The sequence below is a fragment of the Variovorax sp. GW821-FHT10D07 genome, from assembly GCF_059415325.1.
The window spans coordinates 717,245-739,949 of record NZ_JBWKMZ010000002.1 but is presented as its reverse complement, the minus strand read 5'-3'; the positions used below and the strand labels follow the sequence as shown (position 1 = coordinate 739,949).

The 22,705-nt window shown below is 68.6% G+C and carries 14 protein-coding genes; 7 read left to right on the top strand and 7 right to left on the bottom strand.

The window, feature by feature from the left end:
* Positions 1-564, bottom strand: coding sequence for a GNAT family N-acetyltransferase (locus AC07PU_RS08760; RefSeq protein WP_495316766.1), 564 nt, complete (start codon positions 562-564; stop codon positions 1-3).
* Between the two features lie 394 nt (positions 565-958).
* Between AC07PU_RS08760 and AC07PU_RS08755 the strand changes: the two genes are divergently transcribed.
* The 5 genes from AC07PU_RS08755 to AC07PU_RS08735 all read left to right on the top strand — a co-directional run bounded on the left by AC07PU_RS08755 (position 959) and on the right by AC07PU_RS08735 (position 16,818).
* The gene (locus AC07PU_RS08755) at positions 959-1,558 is read left to right on the top strand and encodes a hypothetical protein (protein WP_495316764.1); all 600 of its coding nucleotides are present in this window, start codon (positions 959-961) and stop codon (positions 1,556-1,558) included.
* 155 nt (positions 1,559-1,713) lie between these two features.
* A complete protein-coding gene (locus tag AC07PU_RS08750) occupies positions 1,714-4,668 on the top strand; it encodes a hypothetical protein (protein ID WP_296778367.1) in 2,955 nt (984 codons plus the stop codon).
* Between the two features lie 181 nt (positions 4,669-4,849).
* Complete coding sequence (locus AC07PU_RS08745; protein ID WP_495316762.1) at positions 4,850-12,118, top strand: hypothetical protein; 7,269 nt, start codon at positions 4,850-4,852, stop codon at positions 12,116-12,118.
* A 49-nt stretch (positions 12,119-12,167) separates the two neighbouring features.
* Positions 12,168-14,774: a prealbumin-like fold domain-containing protein gene (locus tag AC07PU_RS08740; RefSeq protein WP_495316761.1), complete on the top strand. Its 2,607-nt coding sequence runs from the start codon at positions 12,168-12,170 to the stop codon at positions 14,772-14,774.
* Positions 14,775-14,868: 94 nt separating this feature from the next.
* Positions 14,869-16,818, top strand: coding sequence for a prealbumin-like fold domain-containing protein (locus AC07PU_RS08735; RefSeq protein WP_495316759.1), 1,950 nt, complete (start codon positions 14,869-14,871; stop codon positions 16,816-16,818).
* Positions 16,819-16,884: 66 nt separating this feature from the next.
* Here AC07PU_RS08735 and gnd read toward each other — a convergent pair whose 3' ends face one another.
* Positions 16,885-18,309 (bottom strand): decarboxylating NADP(+)-dependent phosphogluconate dehydrogenase, encoded by a 1,425-nt coding sequence (gene gnd / locus AC07PU_RS08730; RefSeq protein ID WP_208507688.1) that lies wholly within the window; start codon positions 18,307-18,309, stop codon positions 16,885-16,887.
* Between the two features lie 201 nt (positions 18,310-18,510).
* Between gnd and AC07PU_RS08725 the strand changes: the two genes are divergently transcribed.
* Positions 18,511-19,536 (top strand): AraC-like ligand-binding domain-containing protein, encoded by a 1,026-nt coding sequence (locus AC07PU_RS08725; RefSeq protein ID WP_495316756.1) that lies wholly within the window; start codon positions 18,511-18,513, stop codon positions 19,534-19,536.
* Between the two features lie 83 nt (positions 19,537-19,619).
* Entirely contained in the window at positions 19,620-20,357 is a 738-nt protein-coding gene (locus tag AC07PU_RS08720; RefSeq protein ID WP_057594530.1) for an alpha/beta fold hydrolase, read from the top strand.
* Here AC07PU_RS08720 and AC07PU_RS08715 read toward each other — a convergent pair whose 3' ends face one another.
* From AC07PU_RS08715 to AC07PU_RS08695, 5 genes are read right to left on the bottom strand one after another with little or no spacing between them, the layout of a single operon-like run.
* Positions 20,358-20,969: a 3'-5' exonuclease gene (locus tag AC07PU_RS08715; RefSeq protein ID WP_495316754.1), complete on the bottom strand. Its 612-nt coding sequence runs from the start codon at positions 20,967-20,969 to the stop codon at positions 20,358-20,360.
* Positions 20,966-21,463: a TfoX/Sxy family protein gene (locus tag AC07PU_RS08710; protein WP_495316752.1), complete on the bottom strand. Its 498-nt coding sequence runs from the start codon at positions 21,461-21,463 to the stop codon at positions 20,966-20,968. The genes AC07PU_RS08715 and AC07PU_RS08710 overlap by 4 nt, the downstream gene beginning before the upstream one ends.
* Positions 21,460-21,777: a YciI-like protein gene (locus AC07PU_RS08705; RefSeq protein WP_093343162.1), complete on the bottom strand. Its 318-nt coding sequence runs from the start codon at positions 21,775-21,777 to the stop codon at positions 21,460-21,462. The genes AC07PU_RS08710 and AC07PU_RS08705 overlap by 4 nt, the downstream gene beginning before the upstream one ends.
* Before the next feature lie 16 nt (positions 21,778-21,793).
* On the bottom strand, positions 21,794-22,183 hold the full coding sequence (locus AC07PU_RS08700) for a VOC family protein (protein WP_296778344.1): 390 nt from the start codon (positions 22,181-22,183) through the stop codon (positions 21,794-21,796).
* 23 nt (positions 22,184-22,206) lie between these two features.
* Entirely contained in the window at positions 22,207-22,701 is a 495-nt protein-coding gene (locus AC07PU_RS08695) for a GNAT family N-acetyltransferase (RefSeq protein ID WP_093343159.1), read from the bottom strand.
* Between the last annotated feature and the right edge of the window lie 4 nt (positions 22,702-22,705).

Genomic DNA, 22,705 nt, shown 5'->3' with positions numbered 1-22,705 from the left:
TCACTCGCCGGCGTCGAGCGCGAGACGCAGCCGGCTGACGTTCGGATTGCCCGCATCGCGCTGCACCTTGAAGCCCAGCCTGCGCGCCAGCGCGATCATCGCGAGGTTGTCGTAGAGCGTGATGTCGGCCAGCTGGCGCACGCCCGCGTCGCGCGCCGCCGCGATCAGCACGCGCATCAATTTCTCGGCCAGGCCGTGGCGCTGCCAGGCATCGGCGATCACCACCGCGAACTCGGCCACCTCGGCCGTTTCGGGCGTGTCGCCGCGCACGTAGCGCACCACCCCCATCTGCTGCTCGGCGCCATCGACCTCGGTGGTGGCGATCAGCGCGAGCTCGCGCGCGTAGTCGATGTGGGTCATGCGCCAGAGCTCGTCGGGCTGCGGCTTGCGCGGCGAGAGCAGGCGGTGGTAGCCGGTGCGGTCCGACAGGCCCGCGACGAAGGCCGTGTGTATCGCGAGGTCGTCGGCATGGATCGGCCGGATGCGCACCGCGCGGCCATCGCGAAGCCGCCAGTCTTCGACGAGGTGCGCCGGGTAGGCGCCGGGTTCGGCGGGTGCTGCCATGGCCGGCGTTGTGCCATGGCGAAGGGCTGCGGGTCAATCCCCGCGACAGATCGACGGTTCGAGGCGAATCCGCATCAAAAAAAAAGAATGAACATTCGCTTAAAAAATACACATTTGTCATATCACGAAAATCAGCCTGTGAAGAAGTTGATGTTCTTTACGTAAGTTTGTGCAGCACATCAGGCCTGCTCAGTCTTGTTAGCGAAGGTGCTGTAACCTCAAGAAAAATAATCGTTCACTCTCTTTTATTTTGTGAAGTGTTATTGCGGCCAATCTCTTGCTGACCACTTCGCAGAGGACAGAGCGTGAAGTCGGTTGATTTTCATCTTGTGGAAGGTTGAGGTAATTCATGTCGACTGAAAGTACATCTCGTTGGAATTCGTTCATTCGGCCGATGGCCCGTTTGACCGTTCATTTGAGCCTGGGGCTCGGCGTGGTGGTGGCGCTGGGCGGCGCAGGCCTGGCGTCCGCGCAGGGCGTGAAGACCGCGCCCGCGGCGGCCGAGGCGGCGCAGGAAAAGGGCGTGGCCGTGGTGCTCAAGCAGTCCAAGGTCGTCAAGGGCCCGCAGGGCAAGGAGCAACTGGTCGAGGCCGCCTCGGTCAAGCCGGGCGACATCCTGGAATACACGGCGACCTATACCAATCACACGGGCCGCACCGTCAGCGGCCTGGTGGCCAACCTGCCGATTCCCGAGGGGCTGGAATACCTGCCCAGGAGTGCCAAGCCCGGCGCGACGCTGGTCAAGGCGGCGACCAAGGAGGGCATCTTCGCCCCCGAGCCGCTGGCGCGCCAGGTCAACGGCAAGTCGGAGCCCGTTCCCTACAACGAGTACCGCAGCTTGCGCTGGGAGCTCGGCCAGTTGCCCGCCAAGGGCGTGACCGCGGTCACCGCGCGCGCCAAGGTCGAGGAAGTGGTGCCGCCTGCCGCACCCGTTGCAGCCGCTGCATCCGCAGCCACGGCCGAGCCGCTCAAGGCTCCGCGCGCCGCGCCCTGATTCGGCGCCGCTGACGACCGTCGGCCTCGCGCCGCGCTGACGGTCCGTCCTCTTTCTGCCCCGTCCGTCTTTTTTGCCGGTTTCCTGCTGGAAATCGCCGGCCGGGGTGCGTTCGTCCGCTTTTTCAAGACCCTTAACCACCGAGGAGAAACCCCGTGATTCCTACCTTGTCAGCCCGTCGTGCCGGCCCCGTGCCGCGTACGCTCTGGGCGGGCGCCGCAGCTCTGACCCTGAGCTTCCTTTTCGGAAGCGATGCGCTCGCTGCGGCTCCGCCTGCCAACACCATCATCGGTAACCAGGCTTCGGCCACCTACCTCGATCCGAATGGCGCCAGCCAGCTCGCGACCTCGAACCTCGTGCAGACGACGGTGCAGCAGGTCGGCTCGTTCAACCTGGACGGCCGGACCACGGTGACCACCGACGTGATCAACAAGAAGATCGGCGCCGCGGGCGCGATCGTCTACGCGCCTCACGTGCTGACCAACACCGGCAACGGCAGCGACAAGTTCACCATCACCATCGACAACACCACGGCGGCGCCGGACGGCTTCTCGAAGATCGAGGTGTTCGCCGATGCCGACGCCGATGGCCTGCCCGACAGCACGACCGCGCTGTGCTCGGTCGCTCCGAACGCAGTCTGCACGGTGCCCGCGCAGACGGTGGCGGGTGGCAATGGCACCTTCCCGTTCGTCGTGGCGTACTCGATCCCGAGCACGGCAACGGCGGCCAACTTCACTTCGCCGCGGCCCGCGACCATCAACGCAGTGCCCGCGACCCTCGACCTGTACGAGGTGGCGAACCAGAAGGCGGCCGACCTCGACCACGTGGTCCTCACGGTCGACGCGGCATTCAATGCCTCGAAGAGCCTGAGGGTCCCGGCCGTCAGCTGGGTCGCCAACGGCGGCGTCTGGCCCGCGGCGAAGGACCACGGTCCGCGCTCGGCAGCCTCCTGCCAGGCGACGATCGCGGGCGCGACGTCGAACGACCCGAACTGCTCGTACACCACGTACACGCTGCAGTTCAACAACACGGGTGGCGCGGCCGGCAAGTTCTACATGACCGACACGTTGCCGAGCGGCTTCACCTACGTGCCGGGCTCCGCCGTCTGGAGCAGCGCACCGGGCCGGGCCCTGGGTGACGCGGCCGGCTCCGCGGACGATCCGAACGGCATCGACTTCTTCGCGAACGGCCAGAAGCTGAGCTTCCTGGTGTCCTCGCTGGCCCCGAACGTGACGCAGACCGTGAGCTTCGTCGTGCTGGTCAACAGCACCGCCGAAGTCGGTGGCACGACCACGACCAACCGGGCGGACTACATTCCCGAGAAGGTGCCGGACGACAAGACGACCACGAATCCGCCGACCGACCCGACCACGCCGACGAACGACAAGCCCTTCATCGTGGATGGCACCTTCGGCATCGTGCTCGGCTCCGCGCACCCCACGGCCAGCCCGGTCGCTTCGAAGGACGCCGAGCCTGGCAAGCCGCTGCTGACGGATGCCGACCAGACCACCCTGGCCTCCGGCGTCGCGGGTTCGACGGTGAAGTTCACGCAGACGGTGTTCAACACCGGCAATGCGGACGACATCGTGAACCTCACGGCGGACCTCAGCAAGTTCCCCGCCGGTTCGACCTTCCGCTTCTTCGCCGACGGTGGCTTCGCGCCGCTGATCGACAACAACAGCGACGGCATCGTCGACACCGGTCCGATCCGGCCCGGCCAGAGCGTCAAGATCGTCCTGGCGGTCACGCTGGGCGCGCCCGCGTCGATTCCGACCCAATCGTTCGAGGCCATCGTGCTGGGTACGTCGACCAAGGACAGCACCAAGTTCGATGCCACGCGCGACATCCTGTCGAAGCTGATCGGCGTGCTGGTCGACATGACCAATACCGCCAGCGGTAACGGTACGTCCGGCAACACCGGCAACGGCGACGTGGGCACGGGCCCGAGCCCGACCCCGACGACCACCACCACGACGCCGGCCGGCACGCCTGCTGTCTTCAACCTGTTCATCAAGAACAACGACAGCCTGGACAACGCCTTCAGCCTCGCGGCGAGCCAGACCAACAGCTTCCCGGGCAGCCTGCCCAGCGGCTGGACGGTGAAGTTCGTGGCTGCCGGCGCCACCTGCGCGGCCACCGGCATGACCACGGTCAACGTGGCCGCCGGTACGCAAGTGGCGGTCGACGCCTGCGTGACCCCGCCCGCTTCGCAGGCACCGGTCGAAGCCCAGCTGATCTACTTCCAGGTGCGCTCGACGAGCCCGACCTCCACCGGCGCCGTGGCGATCGACACGAAGCTGGATGCGGTGAAGGTGATCGGCGCCGACACCTGGGGTGCCACGCTGACGCCGAACAACGAAGGCCAGGTCGCTCCCGGCGGCTCGGTGGTCTATGCCCACACGCTGACCATCACCGGCGCGCAGAGCTGCGGCACGCAGTTCAACATCAAGGCGGTCCTGCCGGTCGCGGACGTGACCGCGGGATGGACCACCGCGCTGTACCTGGACAACAACGGCGACGGCCAGATCGACACCGGCGACACGCTGGTGGGTGCCAACGGCCAGGTCGGCCCCACCGTGGACCTCAGCGGCGGCAAGGCGCACAAGCTGCTCGTCAAGGTGTTCGCACCGGGCGGCGCGACGGCGGGTACCACCGACACGGCCACCGTGACCGTGACCTTCCCCGAGCAGGCGAAGTGCGGCGAGCCCTCGGCGACCGACATCACCACCGTGATCACGGGCCAGATGCGCCTGATCAAGCTGCAGGCGAAGGACGAGAACTGCGATGGCACCGAGGCGCCGACCTCGTCGGCGGCACTTGCCGTGAAGCCGGGCCAGTGCATCGTCTACCGCATCGTCGCGACCAATGAAGGCGCCTCGCCGGTGACCAACATGTCGATCAACGACGCGGTGCCTGCCTACACCAGCCTGACGGCCGCACCGGACGGCGCGCAGCCCTCGGAGCAGTGCGCCTCCGCGGGCGTGACGCCGGCCTTCGCGCAAGCGAACTACACGGCGACCGCGAGCTCGGTGTCGTGCGGCAGCGCGGCCAACACGGTCGCGCCTGGCGGCAAGGCCACGCTGACCTTCTCGGTGAAGGTCAACAAGTAAGCGTCGGCTGAACGATGGAACCGGCGGGCTTCGGCCTGCCGGTTCCCTCTCCATCGCAAAGGCAGTTCGCCTTTCCCTTGCGTCCTCGCACGAGGGTGCAAGGGAAAGGTGCCCCGGCCCGTCTTCCCCTCTTCCATTTTTTTCTTCCGGTCAGCGGCCGGACCTTCCAAGAGTTCACTGCATGTTGTCGACTTCCAAGCTCCGAGGCTCCAGCCTGCGATCGTGGCGCGGATTCGCCGCCGCGCTCGCCGCGGGCATGGTGTTTCTGCTCGGCGGCATGGCGCAGGCGAACGCCGCGGCCGCGCCGGGCGGCACGGTCATCCGCAGCATCGCCACCGGCACCTACGTGCCCGGCGGCATGGCGCAGACCGAGACGATCTCCTCCAACGAGGTGATCGCCACCGTGCTGCCGGTCGAGGCGCTGGTGCTCACGCAGGACCAGACGCTCTCGCGCCCGCCCGGCAGCATCGTCACGCTGAGCCACCTGCTGAGCAACACCGGCAACGTGGTCTCGAGCTACACGCTCGCGCTGGCGAACAACGCGGCCGGCTGCGCGGCCGACACGCTCGACCTGTCGGCGCTGCGCGTGCTGCGCGACGCCAACAACAACGGCGTGTCCGATCCCGCCGACCCGGTGCTCGCGCTCGACAAGCCGGGCGCGTTGACGCTGAAGCCGGGCGAGGCCGCCTCGCTGCTGGTGCAGGGCACGATCCCGATGGCCGCGCGCGGCACGGCCTGCCTCGGGCTGACGGCCACCACGGCGCTGCAGGGCCTGCAGGCCAGCAACCGCGACACCGTGATCGTGGGCGACGCCGCGGCGCTGGCCCTCTCCAAGTCGGCGAGCTATCCCGGCTTCGTCGTGCCCGGCCAGACGCGCATCGACTTCACGGTGACGGGCACCAATATCGGCGCGCAGGATGCGAAGCCGAGCAACGTGGTGGCGCCCACCAACACGCCGCTGCTCGTGAACGGTGCGCCGAGGGCGCTGGTGCTGGTGCGCGACGTGGTGCCCGCCGGCACCCAGTACATCGCGGGCACGCTGCAGAGCGCGGCCGCGCAGGCCGTCAAGCTCTACCGCCTGCCGGCCGATCCGCCTTTCAGCTATCGCACGGCCGAGGACGCCTCGGCGGTCGAAGTCGCGGTCGGCGTTCCCGAGCCACTGGTGCGCAACGGATCGATCGCGATGCAGTTCGCCGTGAAGGTCAACGCCGACCCTGGCGACGACATCCGCAACACGGCCCATGGCCAGTACGACGACGGCACCGGCCCCGCGACCGCGCCGTCGAACACGGTCGTGATCGCCACCAGCCAGGCCCGCATCGGCGTGGCGAAGTCCGCCTCGGCGCCGCGGCTCAACCGGGGCGCCGACGGCAAGCCCGACGGCACCGCCAACGTGCGCTTCCGCGTCAACCTGCGCAACTACGGCGCCGCGTGGCTCCACGACGTGCAGGCCACCGACCTGATGGAAGGGCCGGGCGAGACCCAGTTCGGCAGCTACACGGCCGCGGCCGTGCCGGGCCCGAACCAGTACACCATCGTGCCGGGCTCGGTCGCGATCGTGCCCGCGGCCACCGGCAACGGCGGCGGCATCGTGGCGGTGGCGAACCCGGCCTTCAAGGGCACGGCGAGCGCGCAGAAGCTGCTGGTCGACGGCGCCGTGCTGCCGGCGGGCGCGCAGGTCAACGTCGAGTTCGAGGCGCGCATCAACTTCACGGGCCGCACCGGCACCTTGCTCAATAGCGTGAAGGCTTCGGGCGCGTTGTCGGTCGGCGGCGCGGCCGTGGCCGTCGACGACTCGATGAACGGCGACAACCCCGACCCCGACGGCGACGGCAATCCCAACAACAACACCCAGCCCACGCCGGTGGCCACGCAGCTGCCGACGCTGTCGCTGAGCAAGCAGGCCTCGATGGCGCGGCGCGTCTCGCCGGGCGTGTTCGAGCTCGACTACGTGCTCAAGGTCAGCAACCTGGGCACGGCGCCCGCGCCCAACCTGCGGCTGATCGACAACCTCGACTGCACCTTCGACATGGACCAGGCCGAGGGCAAGATCGCGTCGTGGGAGCTCGTGGGCCGGCCGAAGGTGGCCGGCGGCCGCCTCGTGGCGGCGCCGGGCTTCACGGGCCGGGCCACCTGCAACCGGACCCAGGACGAGAGCGCGGACCCCTACCAGTTCCCCACCGAGGTGGCACTGAGCCTCACCGACGGCAGCCGCGCGCTCGCGCCCGGCGAGAGCGAGCAGCTGAGCTTCACCGTGCGCGTCACCGAGAAGCCGGCCGCGATCGGCAGCCGCGTCTCGCTGAGCAACAAGGCCTGGGCCGCGGCCTTCGACCAGAACACCGTCAACGTCAAGCCGCGCTCGGTGCTGGCCGCCACCATGGCCACGGCCCGCTCGCTGCTCATCGATCCGCAGGGCGTGGTCTACAACGCGCTCACGCGCCAGCCCGTGGCGGGCGCGGTGGCGACCTACACGCGCCAGTCGTGCGGCAACGCCGCGGTCACGCCGATCACCGAGGCCGAGCTCTACGGCGGCAGCTCGGGCCTCTACACCTTCAACCCGAACGGCAGCGTGTCGATGAACACCGCCGCGGACGGCGCCTACCAGTTCTACATGCTGACGCCGCAGACCCGCGGCATGTGCACCTACGAGCTGGCGGTCGCGCCGCCGGCGGGCAGCGGCTATGTGGCGCCATCGCGGATCCTGCCCGCGACCGCCGGCACTTTCGCCAATTGCGGCGCCGTGGTGCCGAACACCGCCGCGCCGCAGGAGGGCGAGCCCACCACCCACTACTTCAAGCTGCGCACCGGCATGCAGTCCGACGGGCAGATGTGCGAGGCCGCGAACAACCACGTTCCGCTCGACCCCGGCAACATCCTGGGCCTGGTGCTGCGCAAGGACGGCAGCAAGCGCCAGGCGGAATTCGGCGACTTCGTCGACTACGCGCTCACCGTCACCAACAAGACCGGCTTTCCCGTCACCGGCGTGACCTTGAGCGACACGCTGCCGCCGGGCTTCGCCTACGTCGCCAACAGCGTGCGGCTCAATGGCGCCATCGTGCCCAACCCCGCCGGCGGTGCCGGCCCGGGGCTGATCTTCGACTACCCCTCGCTGGTGATTGCGCCCGACCAGTCGGCGATGGTGCGCTACCGCGTGCGCATCGGTGTCGGCGCGCCGACCGAAGGCGACGCCATCAACCGCGCGCGCGCCAACTCGGGCCCGATCCAGTCGAACCTCGCGAGCTGGACGCTGCGCGTCACCGGCGGCGTGTTCGCCGACGACGCCTTCGCCTTCGGCAAGGTCTACATGGACTGCAAGCGCGACGGCAGGCAGCAGGGCGGCGACGAGATCGGCGTGCCCGGCGTGCGGCTGTACCTGGAGGACGGCACGCATGTCGTGACCGACGTCGAGGGCAAGTGGAGCCTCTACGGCCTGAAGCCGGTGACGCACGTGCTGCGCCTCGACCAGCTCACGCTGCCGCGGGGCGCGCGCCTCGAGATCCTCGACAACCGCAACGCGGGCGCGCCCGAGAGCCGCTTCCTCGACCTCAAGAAGGGCGAGTTCCACAAGGCCAACTTCGTCATCGCCAACTGCGAGGACCAGGCGGTGCTCGACGAGGTGGCGGCGCGGCGCGCGGCGATCGCGGCCAAGCCCGACACCGAGGCCGAGGCCCAGGTGAGGCTGCGCCTCGATCCCGAGGGCCGCGTGGTGCCCGTGGGCGACCTGCGCGGCCTGCCGGCCTCGGGCCAGGCGCTGGCCGGCGGCAGCACGGGCACGGTGCAGACCACCTCCGTGCCGCTGATCGCGCTGCCCACGCCGCCGTCCAATCCGAGCACCTTCGTCGGCGGCGCCGGCGGCTCCATGGGCGGCACGCTCGGCAACCAGCTCGGCGCCAATGCGCCGCTCGGCGCCGCGCCCTCGCAGGTCCCCGCCGGCAGCCTGTTCGCGCCGATCGGCGGGCTGCCGACCTCGGGCCAGCCCTCCGCGCCCACCAGCGGTTCGGCCACCGGCCCGGGCGCCATGCCCACGCGCCCGATCGGGCTGGGCGGCGCGATGCTGGAGCCGCGCAACGTGCCCCTGCTGGCACCGGCCGCGCCGAGCCCGGTCGAACTCGAAACCCTGTTGCCGCAGATCGAGAGCAACGCGCTCGGCTTCCTCGACCTCAAGGACCGCGACACGGTGGCCGGCACCTCGATCAACGTGCGCGTCAAGGGCGGCGATGGCGCGGGCTTCCGCCTGAGCGTGAACGGCGCCGCGGTGGACGAGCGCCGCGTGGGCAAGAAATCGCAACTGCCGTCGAAGCAGCTCGCGGCCTGGGAATACATCGGCGTGACGCTCAAGCCCGGTGCCAACACGCTGCGGCTCGAGGCCGTCGACGGCTTCGGCAATGTGCGCGGCGAGGCGCGGGAGATCACGCTGGTCGCGCCCGACAAGCTCTCGGCGATCGCGATCGACCTGCCGGCCTCGGCCCAGGCCGACCTGCGCACGCCCATCGTCGTCACGGTGCGGCTGGCCGACGCGGCCGGCGTGCCGGTCACCGCGCGCACCCAGCTCACGCTCGAGACCGACCGCGGCCGCTGGCTCGCCGAGGACCTGAACCCCGACGAGCCCGGCACCCAGGTCTTCATGGATGGCGGCTCGGCCGAGTTCAAGCTGTTCCCGCCGGGCGAACCGGGCGACGCGCGCATCCGCGTCACGGCCGCGAGCCTGGTCAAGGAAGTGCGCCTCGCGCTGACGCCCGAGCTGCGCCCGATGATCGGCGTGGGCATCGTCGAGGGCGTGCTCGACTTGACCAAACGCGGCAAGCTGCCGCTGGGCGCGATGCCCGCCGGCGCGGCCTTCGAGGCCGAGCTCACGGGCCTGAAGGACGAGCACAACGGCCGCCGCGCGGGCGGGCGCTCCGCCTTTTTCTTCAAGGGCGCGATCAAGGGCGAGTACCTGCTGACCGCGGCCTTCGATTCCGACAAGCAGCGCAAGGACCGCCTGTTCCGCGACATCCGGCCCGACGAGTTCTATCCGATCTACGGCGACTCCTCGGCCAAGGGCTTCGACGCGCAGAGCACGCAGAAGCTCTACGTGCGCATCGACAGGAACCGCTCCTACCTGCTGTACGGCGACTTCACCACCGCCAGCAGCACCGAGGTGCGCAACCTGAGCCAGAGCAACCGTTCGCTCACGGGCCTCAAGCACGTCTACGAGGACGAGAACGTGCGCGCCACCTCCTACGCCTCGCGCACCGCGCAGACGCAGCAGGTCGAGGAGTTCCGCGCGCTCGGCACCTCGGGGCCGTACTACCTGAACGGTGCCAACGGCGAGTTCGTCGAGAACAGCGAGCAGGTCGAGATCGTGGTGCGCGACCGCAACCAGCCGAACATCGTGCTGCAGCGCACGGCGGTCACGCGCTTCGTCGACTATACGGTCGAGCCGCTCACGCGCCGCATCCTGTTCACGCGCACGATTTCCTCGATCGACGCGAACCTCAATCCGCAGTCGATCCGCGTCACCTACGAGGTCGATTCGGGCGGCCCGAAGTTCACCGTGGCCGGCGTCGATATCCAGGTCAAGGCCTCCGAGACCGTGCAGGTCGGCGTGGTCGTCAGCACCGACCAGAACCCGCGGAACAAGCGCAAGCTGCAGGCGATCACGGGCATCGCGCGCCTGGGCGAGAACATGACGGTGGCGGGCGAAGTGGTCAAGACCGAGTCCGACGAGAAGGGCAGCGGCCATGGCGCGCGCATCGAGGCGCGCTACCAGGACGAGAAGCTCGCCGTGGTGGCGCTCGCGACCAGGACCAGCACCGGCTTCGACAACCCCGGCGCCAGTTCCTCGTCGGGCCGCACCGAGGCGTCGGCACGCGCCGAATACCGCGTCGATCCCACGCTGGCCGTGCGCGCCGAAGCGCTCTACAGCAAGGACGCCGCGCAGACGGACGAACGCAAGGGCCTGACCCTGAGCGCGCAGAAGAAGCTCAGCGAGGACACGGTGGTCGAGGTGGGGCTGCGCCATGGCCAGAGCGACGACGCGCCCGGTTCGAACTCGGGCTTCGACTACGGCCAGATCTCCACCTACAACGGCCAGATGGGCAGCAGCATCGGTGCCAACAGCGTGACCGTGCTGGGCGCGGCCGTGGCCGCCAACGGCGTCGACACCCAGACCCTGACCACCCTGCGCGCGCGGCTGTCGACGCAGCTGCCGTGGGCGCCGAACGCGCAGCTCTTCATCGAGGGCGAGCAGGACATCCAGCACAGCGACAAGCGCGTGCTGGCCATCGGCGGCAACTACGCCGTGACCGACAAGACCCGCGTCTACGGGCGCTACGAACTGATCTCCTCGCTCTACGGTCCCTACGGGCTCGACGGGGCGCGGAACAACAACACCGGCATCGTCGGCATCGAGAGCAACTACATGGAGGGCGGGCGGGTGTACAACGAGTACCGCCTCGCCGACGGTGCCGACGGCCGCGGCGTGCAGGCCGCCATCGGCGTGCGCAACACCGTCAAGCTCACGGAACGCGTCAGCGTGACCGGCGGCATCGAGCACACGCGCAACCTCGGCGGCTACGCCAACAGCGGCAACAACGGCACCGGGTACGCCGGGGGGCTCGGCCAGTCGACCGCCATCACCAGCGGCATCGAGTACATGACCGAACGGCTCAAGACCAGCGGCGTGTTCGAGATGCGCCGCGGCGACGACGCCAACACGCGGCTGTTCAGCGCGGGCTTCGGCTACAAGCTCGATCCTTCGTGGAGCCTGCTGGCGCGCAGCATCATGAGCAGCAGCGAAGGGCAGGGCACCAACGCGGGCAACGAACGCCACCTGCAGCGCCACCAGATCGGCGTGGCCTACCGGCCGGTCGACGACGACCGCTGGAACGCGCTGGCGCGCTACGAGCGCCGCTCGGAGAACGTGGTGGGCGCGGGCAACGCGGCCGGCGCGCTGCAGGGCAGCAGCGTGTTCGGCGCCGACAACGGCGCCAGCCTGCCGGGCAAGACCAGCGCCGACATCGTCTCGGCCCACCTCAACTACAACCCCGAGCCAGGCCGCTTCGTGATGGCGCGCTACGCGGGCAAGGTCAGCCGCCTCAGCGACAGCCTGCTCGCGAGCAGGTACTGGGCGCACCTGCTGCAGGTGCGCTACACGCAGGACATCGACAAGGACTGGGATTGGGGCGTGCAGGCCGGCCTGCTCTACGGCAAGGGCGGCGGGCTGCAGAAGACCTTCGGCCTCGAGCTCGGCTACCAGGTCTACAAGAACCTGTGGCTGTCGGCCGGCTACAACTTCGTGGGCCTGCGCGACCGCGACCTCACGGCCAACGAATACACGAGCAAGGGCGCCTACATCCGGCTGCGCTTCAAGTTCGACGAGACCACGCTGGGCTTCCCGGCGACGGGCGGCGATGCGTCCGCACCGGCCGCGGGCTCGGCAGCCGGAGGCGCGAATGGACCGCAGTGAGCCGATGGGCACGCCAGATCAGCGAGAGAGTTTCCAGGCCATGCAATCCATGAACGGCATCACGCGGGAAGCGGCCTCGGCCATCCGGGGCACCGGATTCTCCGCCGGAGGCACGAGCCGCTGGCCGCGCCGTGCGATCGGATGCGGCGTGGGGCTCCTGCTGCTCGCGGCAGTGGCCCAGCCTTTCGCGCAGCAGACACCTCCGAAGCCGTCCGCGACGGCCGCCGCGGCCGCGCTGGATGTCGTCACCAACACCGCGACGGTCACGTCACCGGTCGGCGCATTGTGCGAAACGCCGGATCCCCAGAACCCGAACGTGTGTACCTGGAGCGCTCAGGTCAGCACGCCGCTGGGGGGCGGGCCGACGTTTGCCTTCGGCAAGTCCATCGGCAGCGCGGCCGAAGCCCCTTTCCCGAGCTTCAGCTTCTCCTTCTCGGGCGTGAGCGGCGCCGTCGATGAAACGATCACGGTTCCGGTGACTCCGAGGCTCGACGGTTCGGGCTCGCAGAACTGGTCGCAAGGGAAGCTGCGAATCATCCCTGGAGCGGATATCGTGGTCACGGAGAAGACCGTTCAGCCGGGCTGGCCGGTCTATGCATCCACGCTCCCGGGTGGCGGGTGCAAGGATGCGAATGCGGGGGTCGATGGCAACACCAATCCCTTCGATACCGCCATCCGATGGAAGATCGAAGGAAACAAGTTCACGTTGGACAAGAAGTACGTTTTTCCGAATTCGGACTTCAAGTGTTCCATCCACAACTACCGGCCCTCATTCGGGTTGAACAATCGCATCGTCGGCACGCCGTTCGATGCGGGGAAATTCGACCTGAGCTTTTCCGGCGTCAATGTCCAGACTTTCAGCACCATGGGGGCTGCTTTCGTGAAGGACGTCGGTGACAAGGGGCAGACGGCCCGGTTGGGCATCGACGTCAGCACGACGATGACGTTCAAGGCGGGGGCCGGGACCGGAACCTCGCTCGACAACTACGTCCAGACCTTCTCGTGCGAGGGCTACGAGAATCTTCCGGCGAGCAACCTCGCCAATCCTTCCGTCGGTGTCTACACCATGACATCGCCGGCGGCCGACGTCAGGGACATCGATAGCCGCGAGAAGATGTGCACGGTGACCCACACCGTCCGGCCGCGCGTGCGCATCGTCAAGACCTCGGTCGGCGGCACCGGCAGCTACGACTTCAAGCTCACGGGCACCGTGATCGCGAACGACACCGACAGCGTGACCACGAGCGAGCAGAACCTGCCCGTGCCATCGAAGACCGCGCACCATCTGGGCACGCCCGGCACCGCCGTCGGCATCACCGAAACCGCGGTGCCCGACGTCACGACCCGCTCGGTCTGCGTGAACGAGGCGGGCCGCTCCGTCACCGGCACCGGCACGGTGGCCCTTTCCGGCGCGGACATGGCCGCCGCCGCACTGTGGACCTGTACCTTCACCAACAGCTACGCCAGCGCCATCGTGAGCGGCCGCGTGTTCCTCGACAACGGCGTGGGCGGCGGCGCGGCCAACGACGGCGTGATCAACGGCGGCGAAGTGCCGCAGCGCGGCATCGGCGTGCGCCTGACCGACTGCGCGGCCACCGTGCACGCGCGCACGATCACCGACGCCGCGGGCAACTACAGCTTCGCCGTGCCCGACGGCACGCCGAAGGGCGCCGCGATGTGCGTGGAGCAGGTCAACAGCCCCGGCACGCGCGTGTCGACGGGGGCCTCGGTGGGCAGTGTGGCGCTGCCATCGGGGGCCGCCGTGGCCATCGGCGCGGACCGCTACACCTACACGCGCACCGACACGCCCGATCGCATCGCCTTCGCCTGGAACGGCGTCGGCCATGAGGAACTGAACTTCGGCGACGTCGACAACGGCAGCTTCGCGGCCGACGGGGCCAAGACCGGGCTGCCCGGCAACAGCGTGACCTATGGCCACACCTTCGCCGCGGGCACGGCCGGGCAGGTGCGCTTCAGCATCGCGAGCGAGACCGCCAACCCCGCCATCGGCGGCTGGAGCGCGCAGATCTTCGCCGACACGGGCTGCACCGGCAGCCTGCAACCGGGCGCGGCGCAGCTCTACCCGCCGGCGGGCGCGGGCCAGGCAGTGATCTTCGAGGGCAAGGTGTGCGTGGTCGTGAAGCAGTTCATTCCCGCGACCGCGCCGATGGGCGCGAACAACAAGGTGGTGGTGCAGGCCGACTTCGACTACCGCGGCGCCAACCCGGCGCTCAGCGGCCGCTACACCTTGCAGGACATCACCACCCTCTCGAGCGTGGCGCTGGAACTCCGGAAGGAGGTGCGCAACGTGACGCAAGGCGTGCTGGAGTTCGGCGTGAACAACCGGGCCAAGTCGGGCGAAACGCTCGAGTACCGCATCACCTACACCAACAACAGCGATGCGCCGATCCGCAACCTGGCGGTGAACGACACCACGCCGGCCTATACCAGCTTCGTCAGCGCGACCGTGGGCGAGACGCCGCCGACCTTGACCGGGTGCCTGAAGACCACGCCGGCCAATGCGGCACCGGCACCGGCGGTGGCTTGCACGGAGGCGCAGCCCGCCGGCAAGACCGGGCCGGTCGACTGGCGCTTCGACGGCTTCGTGGCGCCGGGTGGCAGCGGGTCGGTGATGTTCCAGATCAAGGTGGATTGAGGCCGTGGTGGAGGCCGGGACAAGCAATGACTGTTTCGAAATTCAACGACGCGCCCGGTTGGCTATCGTGTTTTGACTGATCGACGAGATTCGAATGACGTTTTCATTATTTGCAGGCAAGGGGTTTTCGGCGATTTCCATCCGAAAGTGCTTCGGCCATTCCTGGAAGCGGGGGGCGGTGGCCGTTTTGGGGAGCGCTCTATTGCAGGCGGCATTTGCCCAGCAAAATACATCCGCGATGGAAAATGCGTACGGCGGCACTTTGAGTCCGACGGTCAGCGGCGACAAAAGAACGGCGAGTCTTCCCTTGATGCTGAACTACGACAATCCGAGGGGCGGCGGTTTCGCGATCCTGGAAGGAGAGGATGCCAATACTGGAAGGACGCCGTTGACGGTGACGATGCGAACCGTATCGGGTAATTTTTCGTTCCCCCAGGGTGGTTACTTCGCTTTTGAAGGGCCGGAGTCCCTCTTTACGTCTCAAAACAGTCCCACTGGAACTGGCATTGGCGCGGCCAACGGCTTTTTTCGGGGAGAGGCGACCTCGCACGCTTTTCCGGAATCCGTCGTGGCAGTACCGGAAGTAGCCGTGATTGAAATTTCTTTCAACCGACCTGTCGACGATCCAATCATTCACTTGAGGGGATTGATCAGTGGGACCAATTACCCCCTCGATACTCCTCCTGATTTTCGATGGCATTCCTTGCAGATCCACTCTCTGGAGCTGCTTTCTCCAGGAAGTCTTCAAAGACTTTCAGGAAATTGGAATTTCGCTGTAGAAGGGAATTTCATCAAAAACAACACCGATGCCACCGTGGGAGGGAGAGGGGCCTACGCGCATTGCAGCCAGGATGATGCGTGCGGATCGGTCAGGGTTCTTGGCAAGAATATCTCGACGATACGCTTTAGATTTGGCGCCAAGAGCTATGCGCCAATACCTGGGACGGATCGGTGGTACGGGCGTCTTCGAGTGTTTTTCTCCTTTTCCTTGAATACCCCTCCGATCGTGGGTCCGGTCAAGACCTCGAGAGGCGGGGTCGGGAAATTCGATTTCAACTACTCCAATTTCACGCAGACAAGCGGCAGCATCGAGACGAAAACAAAAGACACGGCCACGCACGCGCGCGTGTTGAGACCCGTCTTGCCAACGCCCGGCGAATTGAAAATCAGCGAAAACGCCCAGGCGCCCTGGGTGTTGTCGTCGATCAAATGTTCGCTTTTTCCCACCCAACTCGCGAACCTCCTGGGCACCTTGTTCAGTCCCCAGTACGACATGGCAACGGGCACGGTCACGATTCCGCGGGCCAGTGAGCTGCGCAACAGCGAAATCATCTGTGCCTACGTCAATTCCAAATTGCCCACGGTGGCGATTCAGAAGAAGACCCTGGGCGCCCCCGGAGGCGGCGGGCCTTTCAATTTCACGGCCGACAACCTCGACGCCCAGCCCGCCCCGATCACGACCTCGGCCGCCAACACGGCGACGCCCGCGGCACCGCCGGCCGTCTTCGTCACGAAGCTGGGCGATCCCGTGACCCTGACCGAAGACCCGGCGCCGGGCTATGTGCTGACGGGCGTGACCTGCACGGACACCGATACCGCCAACAGCAGCAATCCCGCGAACCGGCCGATCAATTTCGCGCGGGGGCAACCGATCGTCATTCCGGCCCCGTCGGCGAGTCCGCCCGCCACCGAGGTGTCGTTGCGTCCCGGCGCGAAATTCCTCTGCGTCTTCACCAACACGGCCGGCGCGGAACTCAGCATCGTCAAGAGCCTGGAGGAGACGTCGGTCAAGCCGGGCCAGACGGTGGAATACACGATCACCGTGAAGAGCCTGGGGATCACCCCCGTCACGGGCGCCCTGGTCAAGGACAAGCCCGGCGCCGGCCTGACCTGCGCCGGCACCGGCCGCGTGACCATCACGGGCGATGGCGTGCCGCCCGGTACGTTCACGGTCGCGCAACTCACGGGCGCCGGCATCCTGCTGGGCACGCTCGCCAAGGACCAGAGCGCGGTCCTCAAGTTCAGCTGCACGGTCAACCCATGACATGAGCGCGTGCCGTTCGAGCGCCGAAGGGCCGGGCGCTCGAGCGGCGCCGAGCCGGCGCGGACTTCAGCCGATGACTTCCGGCCACTCCGTGTGGAAGAACTGCCCCTCGGGCTTGTCCACGCGCTCGTAGGTGTGGGCGCCGAAGAAGTCGCGCTGCGCCTGCAGCAGGTTGGCGCTGAGGCGCTCGGTGCGGTAGCTGTCGTAGTAGGCCAGCGAGGCGCTGAAGGCCGGCACCGGGATGCCGTTGCTCACGGCCAGCGCCACCACCTCGCGCCAGTTCTGCTGGGTGCGGTTCAGCAGGTCCTTGAAGAAGGGGTCGAGCATCAGGTTGGCCAGCGCCGGATCGGTGCGGAAGGCGTCGGTGATGCGGTTGAGGAAGCGCGCGCGGATGATGCAGCCGCCGCGCCAGATCGCCGCGATGCGGCCGAGGTCGAGGCCCCAGCCCTTCTTGTCGCCCATGGTCTTGATGAGGTCGAAGCCCTGGGTGTAGCTGATGACCTTGGAGGCATAGAGCGCGTCGTGCACCTTGGCCACCAGCGCCTTCTTCTCGAGCGAGAGTTCGACCTTCGGCCCCTGCAGCAGCTTGCTCGCGCCCACGCGCGCCTTCTTCTGCGACGACAGCACGCGCGCCTCGACGGCGGCGTTGATGGTGCTGATGACCACCGCGTTCTCGGCCGCGTTGATCAAGGTCCACTGGCCCGTGCCCTTCTGGCCGGCCTTGTCGAGGATCACGTCGACGATGGGCTTGCCCGTTTCCGGGTCCTTCTGCTCGAGCGCCTTGGCGGTGATCTGGATCAGGTAGCTCTGCAGCTCGCCGTCGTTCCATTCGTTGAAGATCGCGGCCATCTCGTCGGTCGTGAAGCCGGCGGCCTTGAACAGGCTGTAGGCCTCGCAGATCAGCTGCATGTCGCCGTACTCGATGCCGTTGTGCACCATCTTCACGTAGTGGCCGGCGCCGCCCGGGCCGATGTGGATCACGCAGGGCTCGCCGTCGACCTTGGCCGCGATGCTCTCGAAGATCGGCTTCATCACCTCCCAGGTCGAGGCCGGGCCGCCCGGCATGATCGACGGGCCCTTGCGCGCGCCTTCCTCGCCGCCCGAGACGCCCGCGCCGATGAAGCGCAGGCCCTTGCTCGAGAGGTAGGCGTCGCGGCGCTCGGTGTCGGTGTAGAGGCTGTTGCCGCCGTCGATGACGATGTCGTCCTTGTCGAGCAGCGGGATGAGCTGCTCGATCACCTGGTCGACCGGCGCGCCGGCCTTGACCATGATCTGGATCTTGCGCGGCTTGGCGAGGCTCTGAACGAATTCCTCGAGCGTCTTCGCGCCCACCAGCTTCTTGCCGGGGTTGGCGGCGATGAAGGCCTCGGTGGTGGCTTCGGTGCGGTTGTAGACGCTGACCTGGAAGCCGCGGCTTTCCACGTTCAGCACGAGGTTCTGGCCCATCACGGCCAGGCCGATCAGTCCGAAGTCGCTTTTGTTGGTGGTCATGGCCTGGGTGTTTCCTTCCTGGTGCGCACGCCGGCGGCGGCCGGTGCGCGGGGTTGATGCAGCAGGCCATTGTGCCGACCGCCCGCCGGCCGCGCCGTCAGCCACCGCCTATAACCGGACCGCCTTCCCGGGCGAGCCCGCTTGGCAAGCCCCGCCGGCTTCGGTATGTTGCAGCCGACCCATCCACGGGGAGAACCCTCCATGCCCACCCAGCCCCACGCCGAAGCCCATCGTTCGCCGGCCGCGATCGAGCGCTGGTCCACCCACGCGGTGCCGCCCGCGCAGCGCCTGGACTACTGGGTCGGCGCGGTCTGCGAGGGCTTCCTCGAGATGGAGGTGACCAGCCCGCAGGCGCGGCATTTCGACGCCACGCTCGAATCGGCGCCGCTGGGCACGCCGGCGCTCGGCATCGGCGTCAACCGCGTGCGCGGCAGCGCGCAGGATGTCTATCGCACGCGCCGCGCGATCGAGCGCAGCCGCAGCAACTTCTACTACCTGCTGTGCAAGACCGACACCGCCTGGAGCGTCGAGCAGGAAGGGCGCAGCGCGCGCATGCTGCCGGGCGACGCGGTGCTGGTCGATTCGCGGCGCAGCTATGCCTTCCACTTCGTGCAGTCGGCCGACACCATCTCGCTCGAGCTGCCCACGGCCTGGGTCGAGTCCTGGCTGCCCGACGCGCCGGGCCAGCTGGCCTGCCGCATCGACGGCAGCGCGGGCTGGGGCAGCGTGCTGAGCCGCTTCGTGCAGCAGCTCACGCCCGAGGCCGCGAGCGCGCCGCCGCTGCCGCCGCGCCTGCTGGCCGACCAGCTCGGCGGGCTGCTCGCGCTGGCCACCGGGCCGGGCGTGGCCGCGGCGGTGGAACCGGGCGCGCGCGCCGCGCTGCGCCGGCGCGTGCTCGAGGCCACGCGCGAGCGCCATGCCGAGCCCGGCCTCACGGCCGAGGCGGTGGCGCGCGAGCTCGGCATCTCGCAGCGCAGCCTGCACCGCTGCCTCGCTGAAGGTGGCGAGGGTGGCACCACCTTCGCCACCGCGCTGCTGGGCTTTCGCATGCAGGCCGCGCGCCGCATGCTGGGCGACGCGCGCTTCGACCGGCTGGCCGTGGCGGAGATCGGCTTTCGCGTCGGCCTGCGCGATGCCTCGCATTTCGTGCGCCTGTGCCGCCAGCAGCTGGGCGCCACGCCGGGCGCGCTGCGGCTGGCGCGAATCGGCCATCGCGCTGGCGGCTAGCGGCCAGCGGCGGCGCGGCGGGATTTCTACAGTCGCTGCGTTCGATCGCCAGCAACCCGCATCCACCCAACGAGGAGACCCCCATGTCCGACACCTATGTCCTGATCCACGGCGCCTGGCACACCGGTGCCGAAATGGAGGCCGTCGCGAACGGCCTGCGCGAGGCCGGCCACACCGTGCACTGCCCCACGCTCGCGGGCAACCGGCCCGGCGACGACCGCGCGAAGATCGGCCTGGCCGACGCGATCGATTCGGCGCTGCAATACATCGAGGAGAAGAATCTCTCGCAGCTGCGGCTCGTGGGCCACAGCTATGGCGGCATGGTGATCACGGGCGTGGCCGACCGCCTCGCGCAGCAGCCGGGCCGGATCGCGCGGCTGGTCTACGTGAACGCCTTCGTGCCGCAGCCCGGCGAGTCGCTCAACGACATGGTGCCGCCGCACTACGTGGCGCTGTTCGACGCGGTGGCGGCCGCCAACGACCAGGCCGTGACCTTGCCGTTCGAGATCTGGCGCGATGCCTTCATCAACGACGCCGACATGGCGCTCGCGCGTTCGGCCTACGAGCAGCTCAACCCGCACCCGTACCGCACCTTCACCGACAAGATCGTGCTGAGCCAGCCGATGGCCGCGCTGCAGGTGGGCAAGTCCTACGTCAACTGCCAGCAGGACATCGCGCTGCCGCACAGCTTGCCGTGGCATCCGCGGCTGTCGGAGCGGCTGGGGCTGTTCCGGCTGGTCGAATGCCCGGGCAGCCACGAGATGTTCTTCTCGAACCCCAAGCGGCTCGCGCAGGCGATCCTCGAGGCGGGGCGCGACTGATCAGTCGCGCGGCAGCAGCGCGTCGAACACGCGGATCGACGCATAGGCGTCGTTGGCCGCATAGCGCAGCTGCGCCTCGCTGAGCCGGTGGCTGGCCCAGTTCGAGGTCGTGGCCTTGCGCGACTTGGTGAAGCGCTGGTTGAAGACCAGCGCCACGGCGGTCTTCACGCCGACCGAGCGGCGATAGCCGCGGCGGCGGAACTCGTCGTCGATGTCGTAGACCGCGCGCGGCTCCACCTTGAGCTTCTGGCGGATCAGCGAGAGATCGCTCGAGAGGCCGAAGCCCACCTTGCGCAGCGCCTCGGAACCGATCAGCGCGCCCAGCACCTCGTTGCAGTCGCTGCGATGCAGCTGGAACAGCCACGCGGTCTCGCGCGTGGCGAACTGCACCAGGTGCGGGCCGGTCGAGACCTCGTTCTTGGCGAAGGTGGGCTTGGATTCGGTGTCGAAGCCGACCACGCCCGCGGCCAGCAGCGCGGCGGCCGCGCGCTCGGCATCGTCGCGCGTGACGACCAGCACGATGTCGTTCAGGCCCAGGCCCTCGAAGGGTTCGAGCAGCGCGATCTCCTCGCGTTCGGGCAGCGGGGGCAGGGGGGTGCGAGGTGCGTTCAACGGGAGGCCGCCTTCCGGGCCGTCTTCGCCGGGGCGGTCTTCTTCGCGGCGGTCTTCCTGGCCGGTGCAGCCTTCTTCGCGGCGGCTTTCTTCGCCGCCACCTTCCTGGCCGGCGCTTTCTTCGCCGCCGCCTTCTTCGCGGCAGCCGCCTTGCGCATCGCCTTCGGCACCGTGCCCGAGCGCAGCGCGGCCTCGTAGGCGCGCCGGCCCCACAGGGCCGCTTCCTCGCGGTCCTCGAACAGCTCGGGCGGCGCCTCGCGGTAGGACATCGGCATCTGCTGGCCCTGCCGTTCGTAGGTGAAGGGGGCTAGGTTCAGGCGGTCGAAATGCGCGGCGCTCTCGGCGTCGGACTTGAGGTAGAGGGTGTCGCGTATCACCAGCGCGAACATGCGGCCCTCGTGGTAGATGCCGAAGCCGCTGAACATGCGGCGGATGTCGATGCGGCCGAAGCGCTCGAAGGTCTCGTGCAGGCTGTCGGCGAAGGCGTTCTTCATGGCGTGCCGCCCGCGGCCGGCCGCACTGGCGTCGAGGCCTGCGCGCCGACCACCGTGTTCCAGGCCTTCACGCGCCAGCCGGTCACGATGCCGTTCGTCACGTAGGGATCGGCCTTGGCGAAGGCTTCGGGCACCGCGGGCGAGGCGGCCTCGAACAGCAGCAGCGCGCCGTCGGGCGGGTTGCCGGTGGCGCCGCCGAGCAGCAGCTCGCCGCGCTCCACCGCCTGCCAGGCCAGCGCGAGGTGCGCATCGCGGAATTCGCCGCGGCGCTCGAGGTAGTCGGGCGCGGTGTCGTAGATCAGCAGGTAGTGCATGGGGTGTTCGTGGGGTTCAGGCCGTGATCTCGATGCGGTTGCCGTCGGGGTCGAGCACCACGCTCTCGTAGTAGCCGTCGCCGGTGCGGCGCGGGCCGTCGAGCAGCGGGTAGCCGTCGGCCTGCAGTCGGCGGCTCAGCGCGTCGACCGCTTCCTCCGAGCCCACGCTGATCGCGAGATGGGTCCAGCCCATGCGCTGCGCGCCGGGCTCGGCCGCCACCGGCGAGAGCGTGCGGGTGGTCATGGCCTCGATGCGGGCGCCGTCGCCCAGGCTCAGGAAGCAGGAGGCGAAGCCCTTCGCGGGATTGACGTAGCCCTCGCCGGCGGCGGCGCCGAAGTAGTCGACGTAGAAGCGCTTGCAGCGTTCGAGGTCGGTGGTCCAGAGGGCGATGTGGTCGATGCGCATGGTGGGGGAGACGGCAGGTGGTTTCAAGCCTTGCGCCAGGGCGCGCGCGCCGGATACCAGTGGTAGCTGATGCGTTCGCGCCCGCTGGTCGGATGGCGGTCGACCGTGCCGCGCGCGAGGCCGTAGCGCTCGTAGAAGCGCTGGGCCGCGGTGTTGGTGAGCGCCACGTGCAGCCGCCAGCCGGTGGGCATGCGCACGCAGGCCTCGTCGAGCAGCGCCTGGCCCAGGCCCTGGTTGCGCAGGTGCGGGTCGACGAACAGCTGCGCCACGTACTCGCGCCGGTCGTGCAGCACCATGAAGGCCAGCGCCTGCGCGTCGCGCTCGGCGATCACCACCTCGGCCGGCGCCACGAACTCGGTGCGCACGCGCTGCAGCCAGTGGGCGATCGGCTCGATCACGGGCGTGCCCGGATGCGAGGCCGCCCAGGCCCGGCGCCAGATGCCGGCGAGCACCATGTTCTCCTCGGCCGCGCCATCGCGCAGTCGCAGGTGGAAGGCGGGCGTCTGGGCGTCGGACATGGCC